This is a genomic window from Natronorubrum daqingense (assembly GCF_001971705.1).
Taxonomy (GTDB): Archaea; Halobacteriota; Halobacteria; order Halobacteriales; family Natrialbaceae; genus Natronorubrum; species Natronorubrum daqingense.
Map to the genome: position 1 here is coordinate 1,436,536 of NZ_CP019327.1, position 13,956 is coordinate 1,450,491.

The 13,956-nt window shown below is 60.4% G+C and carries 12 protein-coding genes; 7 read left to right on the forward strand and 5 right to left on the reverse strand.

Features of this window, described 5'->3' with window-relative positions:
• Positions 1–32: 32 nt before the first annotated feature.
• The gene (locus tag BB347_RS07045; protein ID WP_076582276.1) at positions 33–1,610 is read right to left on the reverse strand and encodes a bacterio-opsin activator domain-containing protein; all 1,578 of its coding nucleotides are present in this window, start codon (positions 1,608–1,610) and stop codon (positions 33–35) included.
• 479 nt (positions 1,611–2,089) lie between these two features.
• Here BB347_RS07045 and BB347_RS07050 point away from each other — a divergent pair, with 479 nt between their 5' ends.
• The 3 genes from BB347_RS07050 (at position 2,090) to BB347_RS07055 (ending at position 4,666) form a co-directional block, all read left to right on the forward strand.
• Positions 2,090–3,916 (forward strand): MBL fold metallo-hydrolase, encoded by a 1,827-nt coding sequence (locus BB347_RS07050; protein ID WP_083687757.1) that lies wholly within the window; start codon positions 2,090–2,092, stop codon positions 3,914–3,916.
• Between the two features lie 100 nt (positions 3,917–4,016).
• A complete protein-coding gene (locus BB347_RS19775) occupies positions 4,017–4,151 on the forward strand; it encodes a hypothetical protein (protein WP_257787638.1) in 135 nt (44 codons plus the stop codon).
• A gap of 62 nt (positions 4,152–4,213) precedes the next feature.
• On the forward strand, positions 4,214–4,666 hold the full coding sequence (locus BB347_RS07055; protein ID WP_076582278.1) for a MaoC family dehydratase: 453 nt from the start codon (positions 4,214–4,216) through the stop codon (positions 4,664–4,666).
• An 8-nt stretch (positions 4,667–4,674) separates the two neighbouring features.
• On the opposite strand, the gene BB347_RS07060 is transcribed toward BB347_RS07055, so the two are convergent.
• The 4 genes from BB347_RS07060 to BB347_RS07075 all read right to left on the reverse strand — a co-directional run bounded on the left by BB347_RS07060 (position 4,675) and on the right by BB347_RS07075 (position 9,567).
• On the reverse strand, positions 4,675–5,082 hold the full coding sequence (locus BB347_RS07060) for a hypothetical protein (protein WP_076582279.1): 408 nt from the start codon (positions 5,080–5,082) through the stop codon (positions 4,675–4,677).
• A 715-nt stretch (positions 5,083–5,797) separates the two neighbouring features.
• A complete protein-coding gene (locus tag BB347_RS07065) occupies positions 5,798–7,759 on the reverse strand; it encodes an archaea-specific SMC-related protein (protein ID WP_076582517.1) in 1,962 nt (653 codons plus the stop codon).
• A 92-nt stretch (positions 7,760–7,851) separates the two neighbouring features.
• Positions 7,852–8,478, reverse strand: coding sequence for a rod-determining factor RdfA (gene rdfA / locus BB347_RS07070; RefSeq protein ID WP_076582281.1), 627 nt, complete (start codon positions 8,476–8,478; stop codon positions 7,852–7,854).
• Positions 8,479–8,790: 312 nt separating this feature from the next.
• On the reverse strand, positions 8,791–9,567 hold the full coding sequence (locus BB347_RS07075; RefSeq protein WP_076582283.1) for an IclR family transcriptional regulator: 777 nt from the start codon (positions 9,565–9,567) through the stop codon (positions 8,791–8,793).
• A gap of 146 nt (positions 9,568–9,713) precedes the next feature.
• Between BB347_RS07075 and BB347_RS07080 the strand changes: the two genes are divergently transcribed.
• The 4 genes from BB347_RS07080 (at position 9,714) to BB347_RS07095 (ending at position 13,929) form a co-directional block, all read left to right on the forward strand.
• Positions 9,714–10,910 (forward strand): acyl-CoA dehydrogenase family protein, encoded by a 1,197-nt coding sequence (locus BB347_RS07080; RefSeq protein WP_076582285.1) that lies wholly within the window; start codon positions 9,714–9,716, stop codon positions 10,908–10,910.
• Between the two features lie 3 nt (positions 10,911–10,913).
• On the forward strand, positions 10,914–11,909 hold the full coding sequence (locus BB347_RS07085) for an MBL fold metallo-hydrolase (RefSeq protein WP_076582286.1): 996 nt from the start codon (positions 10,914–10,916) through the stop codon (positions 11,907–11,909).
• Between the two features lie 176 nt (positions 11,910–12,085).
• Positions 12,086–13,033 carry a carbohydrate ABC transporter permease gene (locus BB347_RS07090; RefSeq protein WP_076582288.1) on the forward strand — a complete coding sequence of 316 codons (948 nt, stop codon included), beginning with the start codon at positions 12,086–12,088 and terminating at the stop codon, positions 13,031–13,033.
• Positions 13,030–13,929, forward strand: a complete 900-nt coding sequence (locus BB347_RS07095; protein ID WP_076582289.1) for a carbohydrate ABC transporter permease — start codon at positions 13,030–13,032, stop codon at positions 13,927–13,929. The genes BB347_RS07090 and BB347_RS07095 overlap by 4 nt, the downstream gene beginning before the upstream one ends.
• Positions 13,930–13,956: the final 27 nt, after the last annotated feature.

The following is a 13,956-nucleotide window of genomic DNA, read 5'->3' on the forward strand; positions in this document are numbered from 1 at the left end:
CCGATACCTTACCAGTAAGTACTGGAGAGACTTCAGCCTAAAACGGCCGTGAGAAGCTTTCGTTCGGCTGCACGGAGGTGCTGGTGGAACGTCGGTCGAGAGACGCCCATCGACGCCGCGAGTTCATTACCAGTCGTCGTGCGGGGATCATCGTAGTACCCCGAGTAAAACGCGCTGTAAAGCGCCGTCGCCTGTCGGTCTGTCAGTCGGTCCTCCAGCGTCGCCTCGAACGCGCTGGGGGTCGTCGGGCGGTGCGTACGTTCCCGGTAGGCCACGAGTTCGAGCCCGTCGTATCGATCCTCGAGCAGTTCGAGGATCACCCGACCGCCGGTTTCGGCGGGCACGGTAATCTCGAGTTCTGCGACGCCGGGCTCGGCCGTCAGTGCCTGCACTTCCGCGCCGCGTTCGGCGAGGTGGTCGACGACCGATCCGGGTGCGAGTTCGAGTTCGATCAGTGGGGTTTCACCGCCACCGATCCGCGTCACCGACTCGAGATGTTCTGGCGTGGGTGTGGATTCGACGGTGCTCACCGCGTCGCCCTCGGAGGTGTCGACGAATAGGTGTAAACGACCGTCACCGCCTTTTGCGGAGCCACGAAGCTCGAGGGAAGTGTCCCAGGTGTCGGCGAGCGCCACCGGGAAGAACGACTCGTCGGTGATCGTGAACTCGAGCTCGATGAGATCGTCTGCTGTCAGTCCGCGCCGGCTCTGGGCTGCGTTGATCGCCGTCGCGATGGTTCGACCGACCGACTCGAGAACCACCAGTTCGCGCTCGTCCAGCGCGTCCGTGTTGGTCCCGACGACAACCAGCACGCCGTAGGTTGCGTCGCCGTAAACGAGGGGGATAGCGGCGAACCGTCCGGCGTCGCGCTCGAGTCGAAACCCGGGTTGGTCCTCGAGAGAGCCGAGGACGACCGTTTCCTGGGAGAACGCTCGAGCTATCGGGGAGTCACCGTCGAGACCGATACTGAGGTCCTCGAGGGAGTCGTCGAAGTGGGCGTGCGTGGAGGTCTCGAGAGTGTTCGTCGCGAGATCCGGTTCGCCGATCCACGTTGCGGCGTAGGACTCCGTCGCGGCGATTCGCTCGACGATGGCTTGTTCGGTTTCTTCTCGGTCGACCCCGTGCATCAGGAGTTCGGTGACGTCTGCGAGCAGGCCGTTGATTCGATCGACGAGACGGTCGAGGCGTTCGCGCTCGGCCGCCAGCGCGAGTTGGGCCTCCTTGCGCTGGGTGATATCGACCTGAAAGCCGACGTAGTTCGTGACGTCGCCGGTCTCGCCCCGAAGCGGTGCGACGGTGACTTCGTTCCAGAACGGGTCGCCATCTTCGCGGTAGTTGAGCAGTTCGACGGTGACGGGTTCAGCGCGCTCGATACCGTCTTTGAGCGCGCTAACGGCCTCCGGGTCGGTATCCTCACCCTGCAAAAACCGACAGTTTTTCCCGAGGACGTCTTCGGCCGCATACCCGGTGAGTCGTTCGAAGGACTCGTTCACGTAAACGAGCGAATTATCCGGCCGGTCCGGGTCACTGATCGTGATGCCGACGGGTGCCTCGTCGATTGCCCGTTCTTTGAGTTCGAAGTCGACCTGGTCCAGGTCCCGCGTCTTCATATGATGACTGACGAGTTCGAGGACAAGAAGGTTTGCTCGAGGCCGTCGTCTCCGAGCGAACCCAGTTCTAATCCAATTCTGCTTCTCGAGTGCGAAAGAATGATAAAAATATCGACTCTTCGCCGTCTCTTATACACCTTCATCCGCGCCTGACAAAGTAATCCGATACCTGATTTATCTCGATACACATCGATCCATGGTCTCGGAGATAATAACACGAAATATAGCTAGAAGCGATCTAATGCCGCCTTTTAGTAGAAAAGTTCCCGACGACCCAAATAGAGTTTGACCTAGTTAATAATAGTCGACTTTCAGAAGTGTTTCGTCTAAATTAGTACTGGGATTCGAGCTCACCACGGAGACTCGAGTACTCACTTCCCATACACGATTCGTTTGCAGGCATGATTTACCCCGAATTCAGTTCACATTATAATTCTGATACCAGAAACTCCAAATGAATCGTGGCCAACAGTATCGGTATGTCAGAACTGAATTCGGAGAGGCCGTGGATTCCGGCCGATACGGGTCCCGAGTTCGACCCGCTCGAGCACGCCGATATTCACCCGTCGTCGGACACCCCGATGGTCGTGACGCCGCGGGGTGGCGACCGCGAGGTCGGCCGAAGTTGCTATCAGGTCGATACCGTCTCCGGGACCTACCTCGTCGATTGTGGATTGAATCAAGGGGATGGCGACGCGTTTCCCGATTTTCGTGGCCTCGAGCCAGAATCCGTCGATGCTGTCTTTCTCACCCACGCGCACATTGACCACTGTGGCGGCCTACCGGTGCTCGAGGCCCGCGGCCTGCTCGCGGACGACGCACCGGTCGTCGCGACGCCGCCGACGGTCGACCTCGCGACGACGCTTCTGACGGACTCGCTGAAGATCCACCGACGCGAGACCACCCGTACGAAGCGAGATCAGGAGTTCACGCGACAGGATGTCGACGGGATATTCGAGCGGTTCGAAGCCGTCGACTACGGCGGTGGAACGCTCGAGGCCGTCGCGGACTCCGTCGTGCAAGATCCGATCGTCTTCCAGTTCGGAAACGCCGCTCACCTCCTCGGTTCGGCGTGGCTCGCCCTGCAGACCGGCGGCTATCGCGTCGTCTTTTCGGGCGATATCGGCGACAGGGCGAGCCACTTGCCGGATCTCGCGGCGCCGCCACAGGCCGATCTGTTGTTGCTCGAGTCGACCTACGGCGCGACGCATAGCCATACAGCCTTCCGAGACGCGCAATCGACGATTTACGAAACGGTCGAACGCGCGCTGAACAACCACGAACCGGTCCTCGTTCCGACGTTCGGCGTCGGCCGGGCCCAGACGCTTCAGTTACTGTTCGCCGATCGATTGCACACGCTTGCGAGTGACCTGCGCGACGACGTGCGACTCGTCGTCGACGGGATGGCGGAGGAGGCCACCGAAATCTACCACGAGTACGTGAGAAACACCGACTACGTGGACGAGTCGATCGCGAATCGCGCGACGGAGAGCGGCGATACGACGCCGTTCTCTCCGCCACACACCGAATTTCCGCAAAGTGATGCGGACCGGCGGGCAATTCTCGAGGACGCTGACCCAACTGCTGGCGGAAACATTCCGATCATCGTCGCCCCCTCGGGCATGCTCACCGGCGGTAACTCGCCGAGATACCTCCTCGAGATCGCGGCCAGATTCCACTCGGCGACGATCGTGCTCACCGGCTATCAGGCGACGCGGACGACGGGGCGAACCATCCAGAACCAGGTCGATGCCGGTGCCGAAGAGATCCAGTTCACCGTCGATGCCGATCCGTTCGGAACCGAGTGGCCAAGCGCCGAGAACGTCTCCTGGGTCTCCGCCGAGAACTCGAGCGAACTGGTGACCAGAGCGACGATTCCAGCGGAGTGGGTGTCTCTCGTCGGCGGCCTCAGCGCCCATGCCGCCCAACACGGACTACTCGAGTTCGCACGGACGGCCGACCCGGAGACGATCGCGCTGATCCACGGTCCGAATTACGCGCAGGAACACCTCGGCCCCCATCTGGCGAAGAACGTCGAAAGCGTCGAGAACGTAACCCGTAGTCGACGACTGACGCCGATCGCCGTCGACCGTGGGGCGACTCCGGAGACGCCAACGCTGTCTCCCGAACAGTTCGAGACGGACCACGAGAGCGCCTACGACCAACTCGAGGATGTCTTCGACCGCCTTGCAGCGTTGAACGAGGAGGTTGCCACGGCACGGACCGAAACGACTCGGAGCGAAGCCGAGATCCGCGCCATCGTTCGAGACGAACTCGAGCGAGCGGGTGTACTCGAGGGAGAGTGAGGACGCCTCGGAAATTCGGTATCGTCGCAGTGATTGCCAGTGTGAAAATCAGGGTTCAGGACAACGAACGCTTACAATCGTTACTGCCGTACGTTCCCGTATGGCATACGAATTGCACTGCGACAGCTGTCACCTCGAGCGAGAGTGTGCCGATTGGATCGAGGCGAGCAGCGACGCGAACGACCACGAAGCCGCGTATCCCGACCACTGGGTGACGATCGTCGCGCTCGAGTGATCGTCTGCAAGCGGGTTCGCCTTCCCATACGCTCATTGTCGTGTCGAACACAGTAGCGAGCGATGCAATACTACGAGGATATCGAGGTTGGCGACACTGCCGAGTTCGGCGAGTATCACGTCACGAAAGAGGAAATCGTCGACTTCGCCGAACGATACGATCCACAGCCGTTTCACACCGACGAGGAGGCAGCGGAAGACTCCGCCTTCGGCGAACTGGTCGCCTCGGGATGGCACACGGCGTCGATGTGCATGCGGATGCTCGTCGACGGCCCGCTTCAGGAGCGAGCGGGGATGGGTGCCCGCGGTGTCGACGAACTGCGCTGGAAACAGCCAGTGCGTCCCGGAGACACGCTCTCGATTCGCTCGGAAGTCATCGACAAACGCGTCTCCGAAAGTGACCCAAAACGCGGTTACGTGGACAGTTTCCTCGAGGGCCGAACCCAGGACGGCGACGTCGTCATCTCCTGGATTGGTCTGGGGATGATCGAGCGCCGAAACCCCGGTGAGGAGTGACCGAACGGCTACTCGCTCGGATCGGTCTCGAGGTATGCGGCGAGAATCGCCGTCTGTACCGTCCGAAGATCACTCTCTTGGATCGTCGCCGCAGCCTGAAAGCGCTCGCGTAACTCGGAAATTCGGCGGGGTTTCGCCGCGAGGTGAACGAGCGAAAACGCGTTCGGATCGACGGTGCGTGCCGCGTCGAACGCCGCGCGATCGTACAACGGCGCGAACGATTCGAGAACGGCCTGAAGGAGTTCGTCGGTCGCATCGGCACCCGGATCGCCGACGGGGACGGCGTCCTGACTCTCCTCGAAGTACGTCTCGAGGTCAACGACGCCCGCGTCGTCGTAGAGCGCTTTCGCGAGAGAATCAACGGTCGACGGCGAGAGGTAGACGCCGTAGAGTTTGTATCGATCGTCGCTCGTCATATCCACTCGTTCGTGACCGACCTACAAGAACGGTCGCTCGAGAACGAACGGACTCCAACGGTGATTTATCGCGTCGACGGGCCGTATCAAAATACGTAGTGAGCGATTTCGCTCGAGTCACACGCTGGGCACGCCTCTGGCTCGGCGTCGAATTTCGTCCCGCAGTTTCGACACTCGTAGAGTTCAGCCTCGTTTTGTACGAGTACCCGAAGCCGTGTCACTACTCCCATCCCACGTAGTGCTTGGATCGGCACAACCATGAATTGTCTTGCCAGCATTGTTCGAGAACAGACTTCGGTCGTGAGTCTCACGACGAGGCGACAGTCGTTTGTTACTCACCTTGCACTTTCAGTCCTAACTCCTCTCTTTCTCAACTATCGTTGTATTCTTCCATATATGGGGCGTAATAACTACTGGCTGACAACCACATACGATGATTCCGGAAGTATACAAAACTGGGCGAGTATCTGCGGTAGTCTGTGACTACTAACCATCATTCACAGGCAAATCTATAACTTGTACTCCCATCTTACCACAATATAGGGGCAATTCCTCTCCGCCTATGCAGTACATATCAGGAACGAGGCCTTTTCTCTGAATCATACTGAGTCTATCATAAGTTAGTGAATCGGTGAATGGACTCGAGACGATCCGTCGACGTACGTTTCGATGTTGGTGTACGAACGGGAAGGCCAGACAACAGTCGACGCCGCGTTCAGATCTCGGTGACGTACGTGTGCGAGTCGGGGAGGGCCTGTGCGTCCTCGTGAAGGAGAGCAACGACGAGACAGTCGGCGTACTCTTCGAAGTACGCGACGAGATCGGCGATGCGATCGGAGTCGATCGCCTCGAGTGAGTCCAAGAGCACAGTTGGGACGGCCTCGTGGACCTCGTGGACGAGGAAGCCCGCGAGGGCGAAGATCAATCCGGTCACCTCGCGTTCGCTCTCCGAGAGGTGGTCGATGCGATCCTCGTAGGTCGTCCCGTCGTCGGCCGCGCGGACGACGTGGAGGTCGAAGGCAGTCTTCGTGACTTTTCGACGGCCCTCGCGAACGGAGCGCTCCCGTCGTTCGATCCAGATCCGCTCGATGTTTCCGTACTCGAGGATCGAGAGAATCGAGTCCATGTGCTCGTTGAACGCGTCGACGGCGTTTTCTTCGAGTCGGCCGACGCGGGTTCGAAGGTCGGTCAGTTCGTCGTCGATCTCCTCGCGTTCGGCTTCGAAGTCCGCTCGCTCCTCGAGTTTCGTCTCGATCTCGTCGATCTGGGAGTGGACGTCGTCGTACTCCGATTCGAGGGACTCGATTTCCATCTCGAGTTGGGTGCTCTCACGGTGGGTTTCGATGACGTCGCCGTAATCTGCCGTCTCGAGCGTCTCCGCTTCCTCCTCGAGTTCCTCGACGCGGTCGCGCTGTTCGGCCTGTTGGGTTTCGAGATCGTCGATCCGCGACTCGCGGCGCTCGAGTTCCTCCTCGACGGCGGACCGACGGTCCTCGAGTTCTCGGTGATTATCTCGGCGCTCGCGAAGTTCGCGCTGGCGCGTTGAGAGTTCGTCGATCTGGGATTGGAGGTCGTTTCGCTCGCCGAGTTTGGCCTGATGCAGCGATCGAAGCTTTTCGACGGTGGTTTCGATGCGTTCGCGTTCGACCGACGATCCGCAGGTCCAACAGACGACGTCGCTCGACTCTTCGAGGAGTTGGTCGGTGACGTCACCGTCTGTATCGGAGCCTGCACCGGTGTCGCCGTTTGGCTCGATCTCGAGGTCGAGTCCGTCTTCCTCGAGTCGGTCCTCGTTGAACCGGATGACGCTCTGGAGTTCGTTCAGCGTCGTATCGAGTGCGCGTTTTCGGTTTCGAAGCTCCTGAACACGCCCCTCGAGGTGCTCCGGTGAATCGAGATCGTCGTCGACGGCCTCGAGTTGGTCGTCGATCTCCTCGCGTTCGGCCTCGAGTTCGGCCTTGCTCTCGCGTTCGGTTTCGAGTTCGTACTCGATCGAGTCGAGCGTCGACTGCGCGTCCTGGAGGTCGGCGACAGTCTCCTCGATGTCTGCGCGTTGCTCTCGACTCGCGTCGATATCGAGGTCGAACGACTCGAGTTCCGATTCGAGTTCCTCGAGTCGCTCAGTTTTGGCTTCGATGTCGTCTTCGATGGCCTGCCGTCGCGTTTCGAGAGCCGGCCGTTCGGACTCGAGATCGTCGAGGTCGGCGAGTCGGTCGTCGATCTCTCGCTTTCTGGATTCCAGTCGCGATATTTCGGCTTCGATCTCGTCCGTGTCGATCGGTCGCATAATCAACTCGCGGAGGTCGTCGCCCCGTCGAACGGTCTGTCGAGCCTCATTGGACTCGAGTAAGAACGCGAAGAGATCGGCGAGTTCGGCGTCCTCGAGGTACGGATCGCCGTCGAATCGGACGGCACCGTCGTGGCGCTCGAGCGTGCGAGTGTAGGTTTCGCCGTCGAGAGCTAATTCGACGTGGCCCGACTCGGCGTCGCCCTTCAGCGACGGGCGGTCGCTACCGATCGCGGCCATGATGGACTGGAGAAACGACGTTCGGTTAGTCGCGTTCCGGCCAGTCAGGACGTTCACACCGGGTTCCAGCGTAACCTCGGTGGAATCGATCCCGCCGATTCGCTCGGCGGAGACAGTGATCGACGACGTAACTGACTCAGGTGGTGACACACGGGTTCGTTGTCTGTCGGAGTAAAAAATAGTATCGACTGGCGACTGCTGTCGAATTGTCGCCATCATCGATCGCGGCTGTTTCGTTCCGGTCAGGTGCTACCCGCCGGCTCGCAATCGCAGCCGCCTCGCTCGAGTAAGTCGACGATCGGATAGTCTGAGCCGCAGTTCTCACAGACGACGCGGACGTTGACGAACACCTCGTAGCTGCGGTCCGTGAGCCGGTCTGCGGTCACCAGTTCTTCGAGTGTGGCGTCCGTGACGACCTGCGTCCGGCCGGAGAGGCGTTCGATCGTGGTCCGCTTTCGCTCGAGGCGGTCGGTCGGGTCTTCGTCGGGGAGGGCAGCGTCGCGGACGGACGTCAGGTAGGTGTGGACCGCCTGATGCGTGACGAAGTGTGACTGGAGCGCCTCGACGTCGATTCCGGATCGTTCGAGGTCACGGCGCTTTCGGACGGTGTCGGACCGGGGGACGCTGTCGTCCGTCAGCGTCTCGTAGAGGTGACCGACGTCGGCGTCGGTGACGGATTCGCCCGCATCGATGAGTGCAGCCCTGAGAACGGCCCGGTTGAACAGGTCGGCCAGGTCGCGCAGACTCGTTCGCTCCGTTCCGTCACCGATCCACTCCGCCTCGAGGCGAGCGCCCCACTCCTCGAGTCCGTACTCGTCGATGATGCGTTCGACTTTCGTTCGTCGTCGCCCGCTCTCGTCCTCGCCCATACCAACTGAGACAGAAGCCGCCGATACAAGCGTTGTGGTTACGGGCGGAAAGTTCGGTGTACTCGGTCGGTTGCAATCCGCGCCGGTTCGGCGGTCGACACAGTAAGACTATCGGCTGACGCGGGTGCCGATAGACTGACGGTACAATTACAGACATATATTTGTAATGGGTGGCTGTGTTCGTATCGGTCGAACGGGAGTATTTCGATGATTTCCGTCAATTGGCCGCCGTGCTCGAACAATTCTATTCTCGCGCATTCGATGAGCCGTTCAACCCAACCGAACACTCGCGCTCTTTCGCCGTTGGGTGGTTTACTCCGAGAACAAGAGGTTGACTTCGACGGTGTTCGCCGCCGAGAGCAGTTGGTTGTGCAGTTCGTCGTGTTCCCACTCGTTCTCGAGGCGGTGTTGTGGGCCGGCGACCGTAATCGCGCCGTGGACCTCCCCCTCGTTCGAGAGTACCGGGGCACCGACGGCGCTAATACCGGGCAAGTACTCGCCGTGGCTGTACGCGATGCCGGTCTCGCGAATCGTCTCGAGTTCGATTTCCAGCGTCTCCCGGTCCGTAATGGTCTCTTCGGTGAACGCGGGGAGGCCCCACCCCTCGACGATCCGACTCACACGGTGGGATTCGAAATGGGCGAGCATCGCCTTTCCACCCGCAGAACAGTGGAGGTACGTCGGCGTCCCGACGGTGATACTCGAGGAAACGGAGCGTTCGCCATCACACGCGCGGATGATCGTTCCTAATCCGTTTTGTACGGTCGAACACAGCACTCGTTCACCGGTCCACTCGGCGAGGTCTTCGAGAGGGGTTTCGGACGCAGCGTGGAGTGGTTCGGCGTGTTTGACGTGCTCGCCAAACGAGAGGAATCGAAGGCTCAGACGATAGTCGGTTCCGTCCTGAACGACGTACCCTTTCGAAGAGAGTGTCGTCAAGTGAGCGTGTACCGTGCTTTTGGGGAGCCCCGTTCGCTCGGTCAGTTCGGTAACGCCTGCGCCTTCGGCCTGCCAGAGTGCCTCGAGGATGTCGAGCGTCTTGACGACCGCTTGAACCCGATCCACCTCGTCCGTGCCCTGGATTGTCATACCAATAGTTCCAGAGAGAGCGCTATAATTGTTCTGTTCTGTCGAACGGCGTAATCACAAAACACCCCGAAACCGGGCACCAATTGGCGCGACGACGGCCTGTGAGCCACGATAACACTTATGTAGTCGGTTCTGTCATATAGGATATGGACTTTAGCGAACCGTCCGAGGCAGTGCAGATTACCCAAGCGCTCGACGATTTCATCGATCAGGAAGTCTCCCCACTCGAGAGCGAGTACGAGGAGTTCCTCGGCCCGGATTACGAGAAACACATCGTCGACGAGAATCACCGACAGGTGCCCGAATATCGAGATATCGTCGAAACCATCCGGAAGAAATCGGTCGAGGCTGGGTTCTACGGGATGACGATGCCGGAAGAAGCGGGTGGCGGTGACGTCGATATCCTCACTCGAGCGATCGTCGGCGAGCACATGTCGAACCGACCGCCGGGCTTTCACAGTGCGATCTTCGGCGGTGCAGGCGGACCGACGCCCATTCTCCTCGCCTGCGACGAAGACCAGCGCGAAGAGTACCTGAAGCCACTGATGGACGGTGAGATCACGACCTGTTTCGCACTCACCGAGCCGGGTCACGGTAGCGACGCCCATTACATGGACACGACCGCCGAGAAAGACGGTGACGAGTGGGTGATTAGCGGCCAGAAGTGCTTCATCACGAACGGCCCCTACGCGGACTTCGTGATGGTCTTCGCGCGAACGAGCGGCGAAGATGGTGACCTCGGCGGGATCACGTGTTTCCTCGTCGACGCGGACAACCCCGGCTTCGAAGTCGGGACGATCCACCGCTCGATGGGAATGACCCCCGGCACGCACTCGGAACTGTACTTCAACGACTGTCGCGTCGGCGAGGACAAAGTCCTCGGCGAGGTCGACCGCGGTTTCCAGTCGGCGATGGACTGGATCGGCGGCGGCCGAATCAACATCGCCGCTGGCTCCGTCGGCACGGCGCAGTTCCTCCTCGACATGTCCGTCGAGTACGCCCGCGAGCGAGAGACCTTCGACAAACCGATCGGACACCGACAGGGCGTCTCCTTCCAACTCGCCGAACTCGCGACTGACATCGAGCAGGTCAGACAGCTCTATCGCTACGCCGCCTGGAAGATGGACGAGGGCGAGCGCGCACGCAAAGAGGAGTCTATGGCGAAGCTTCGCGGAGCACAACTCGCCAACGACGCCGCCGACATCGCGATGCAGGTCCACGGTGGTGCCGGCTTCATGAAGGAACTCCCGATCGAACGCAACTACCGCTCGGCTCGCGTCTTTCGCATCTTCGAAGGAACCGACGAGATCCAAAAGCGCACGATCGCTCGAGAACTCATCTGAGCGATGTCCAAGCCGACCAAACAGACCGAGCCGTCGGTCGCCTCCATCACCCGACTCGAGTTCGACATCGAGTGGCCGCCCAAACACGCCGCCGCGTACCTGATAGAGGCTGACGCGCCAATCGTGATCGACGCGGGTGATCCAAGCGACCGCGCGAGTGAGACGATCCGTGAGACCCTCGCGACGAAGGGGTACGCCCCCTCGGACGTCGAGGCAGTCATCGTCACCCACCCCCACAGCGATCACATCGGACAGGTCCCCCTGCTTCGGGAGGCCGGTGCGACCATCTACGCGCCCCAACCCGTCCTCGAGCGACTCGAGCGCGACGGCGACGAGTTGGCCGCGGGCGTCAGTGAGGTCGGACAATCCGCTGGCTACCGCGGAGAGGCGATCGAACGCGAGATCGAACGCGCGCGAGACTCGTTGCAGCGAAATCGTCGGCTCCTCGCCCCGACGGAGGCGGTCGGTTTCGAGTTCGGCGAGGCGTTTACCGTCGGGGGCCTCCAGTTCGAGGCGGTTCACACCCCCGGCCACCAGCTCCATCACGCGAGTCTCGCGACGACGATCGGTGACCAGCGAATCCTGTTCAGCGGCGACGCACTCATCGAGCCGTTTCGTTCCGGCGCGATCCACGTCGGGATCGACCACGGCGCCTACGAGGCGATCGACGCGTTTCACGACGCGTTGGATCGCCTCGAGCCGTACTCGTTCGACAGCGTCTTCCCCGGCCACGGGCCCGTGTTCACGGATTTCGACCAGACGATCGAGTTCACGCGCAACGAACTCGAGTCGCTCACGGCCGAGACGCACGAAGCGATCGTGACCGTGGGGCCGGCCACGCCGATGGAGATCACGCGCCACCGAATGGGCGAGGTTCGCTATCCCGCCCAACTCCTCGACACTCTCGGCGCACTCGGGACGTTAGAGCGCCGCGGCCGCGTCGAACACGTCACTCGAGACGGCGTGCGGTCGTACGCGACGGTAAAGCCGACGCCGTAGCCGCCGTAGCCGGATCTGACACGGTGTCTCGACTCGACACTCATTTTTGCGTCTGCTCTCTGTGGGAGCTGTTGCAACGACCAGCACAATAGACTCAGATTCCAGTGCGCGAATAAAACTCGAGACAGATGCGATTCGGCGAAAATGTTAACAATTACCTTGTGTATAGTGTTGGCATGGCAACCGACATGGAGCCTGTCGACCAGTCACGTCGTTTTTACGACGACGGGATTTCGATCGGCGGGTTCGAAATTACCTCGGAGGACTTCTGGGGCTGGTTGACGATCCTGCCAGTGTTGGTCCTCTACACGCTCGTCGCACTGATACCGATCGGCTTCGCGTTCGTCGCATCGTTACACAACCTGCCGCTTTTGAACCCACAGTGGGAGTTCGTCGGGCTCGACAATTACATCGAGGTCTTCCAGATCGATCGGTTCTGGGGATCGATGTGGCGTGGCTTCGTGTTCATGGTCGGTTCGACGGTGATCCAGTTGGTCGTGGGCGTCTGGATGGCACTCGTCTTGAACAAGATATCGCGCGGCAGTCGGTTGCTGAGCACGCTCGTGTTCACGTCGTATCTGATCCCGACGATCATCGTCACCATGGTGTTCTTGTTCATGCTGGATCCCTACGACGGGGTACTCCACGCGGCGGGGACGCAACTCGGTCTCTGGGACGACTACTTGCTCGGGAACACGAGCCTCTCGATGACGGCGGTTATCCTCATCAGTAGCTGGAAGTTCTCGGCGTTCGTGACGCTGTTCACGCTCGCACAGTTGCAGTCCATTCCAGACCGGTTCTACGAGGCCGCGAAGGTCTGTGGGGCGACGACTTGGGAGATGTTCCGCGACATCACGCTGCCTCGACTCTACGGAGCGATCTTGGTCGTGATCTTCCTGCGCGCGGTGTTCATGTTCAACAAGTACGACATCATCTACCAGTTGACCCAGGGCGGACCGGGAAGTGCGACGACGACGATGCCGATTCTCGCCTACAGGGAGACGTTCGAACTCGGCGCGTACGGAATGGGTAACGCTGTTGCCATCGTTATGTTCCTGTTCTTGCTCGTGAGCGGGATCCTCTACTTGAAACACATGAACCCGAGCCAGGAGGTCCAAACATGAGTACCCAGACCGGCGGAGACGACACGCCTGACGAACCGTCCCTCGGCCGCTCGTTCCGCCTCTCGCACACCTACCGGAGCCTCATCTACCGAACGGGACTCTACGGCAGTATGACCGTCCTCTTCGTAATTTTGGGCTTCCCGATCTACTGGATGGCTCAGAACGCGTTCAAGACCCGTCTCGGGCTCCAAGAGGGGATTACGTTCTTCCCCACGCCGGACATCTTCACGGTCCAGCAGTTCGACGTGATCTTCAACCCGACTGTCGGTCGCTACCTCTTGAACAGCGTCATCGTCACGATCGGGGTCGTCGTGACCGTCATCGTCGTCTCCCTGATCGCGGGCTACGGCCTCGCCCGGTTCAACTACAAACACAAGGTCAAGACGGCGCGATTCTTGCTGGTCGGCTACATGTTCAGCCCGATCGTCCTCGCGATTCCGCTGTACCTCATCTGGGATACGCTCGGACTCCTGAACAGGTACGTCGGCCTCATCCTCGCACTGAGCGCGATGTCGATGCCGTTCGCCGTCTGGTTGATGTGGAAGTACATCCAGACCATCCCGGCCTCGATGGAGGAATCCGCGTGGGTCGCCGGCGCGCCGAGGTGGCGTGGCTTCCTCGACGTGATCGTCCCGCAGACGAAACCGGCGATGATCGCCAACTCGGTCTTCGCGTTCGCGATCGCCTGGGGCGACTTCACGTTCGCGTACATCCTCATGCCCGACGATTCGGCGACGACGTTCCCGCCGGGGATCTTCCGACTGTTTCACTCCTCGTGGGAAACCGGCTGGCCTGAGTTCATGGCCGTGAGCCTCCTCGTCTCACTGCCCGCACTCCTGTTCGCGTTCTTCCTCCAGTCGTACCTGCTGAAGGGCTTCAAGATTCGCGCACTCTGAGCACAGTCATTCGAACAGACGATCACA

Excerpts from the sequence above, each read along its gene's own strand:
- rdfA (WP_076582281.1), bottom strand. The coding sequence starts at position 8,478 with ATGGGCGAGGACGAGAGCGGGCGACGACGAACGAAAGTCGAACGCATC.
- BB347_RS07055 (WP_076582278.1), top strand. The coding sequence starts at position 4,214 with ATGCAATACTACGAGGATATCGAGGTTGGCGACACTGCCGAGTTCGGC.
- BB347_RS07080 (WP_076582285.1), top strand. The coding sequence starts at position 9,714 with ATGGACTTTAGCGAACCGTCCGAGGCAGTGCAGATTACCCAAGCGCTC.
- BB347_RS19775 (WP_257787638.1), top strand. The coding sequence starts at position 4,017 with ATGGCATACGAATTGCACTGCGACAGCTGTCACCTCGAGCGAGAGTGT.
- BB347_RS07095 (WP_076582289.1), top strand. The coding sequence starts at position 13,030 with ATGAGTACCCAGACCGGCGGAGACGACACGCCTGACGAACCGTCCCTC.
- BB347_RS07050 (WP_083687757.1), top strand. The coding sequence starts at position 2,090 with ATGTCAGAACTGAATTCGGAGAGGCCGTGGATTCCGGCCGATACGGGT.
- BB347_RS07075 (WP_076582283.1), bottom strand. The coding sequence starts at position 9,567 with ATGACAATCCAGGGCACGGACGAGGTGGATCGGGTTCAAGCGGTCGTC.
- BB347_RS07085 (WP_076582286.1), top strand. The coding sequence starts at position 10,914 with ATGTCCAAGCCGACCAAACAGACCGAGCCGTCGGTCGCCTCCATCACC.
- BB347_RS07090 (WP_076582288.1), top strand. The coding sequence starts at position 12,086 with ATGGCAACCGACATGGAGCCTGTCGACCAGTCACGTCGTTTTTACGAC.
- BB347_RS07060 (WP_076582279.1), bottom strand. The coding sequence starts at position 5,082 with ATGACGAGCGACGATCGATACAAACTCTACGGCGTCTACCTCTCGCCG.
- BB347_RS07045 (WP_076582276.1), bottom strand. The coding sequence starts at position 1,610 with ATGAAGACGCGGGACCTGGACCAGGTCGACTTCGAACTCAAAGAACGG.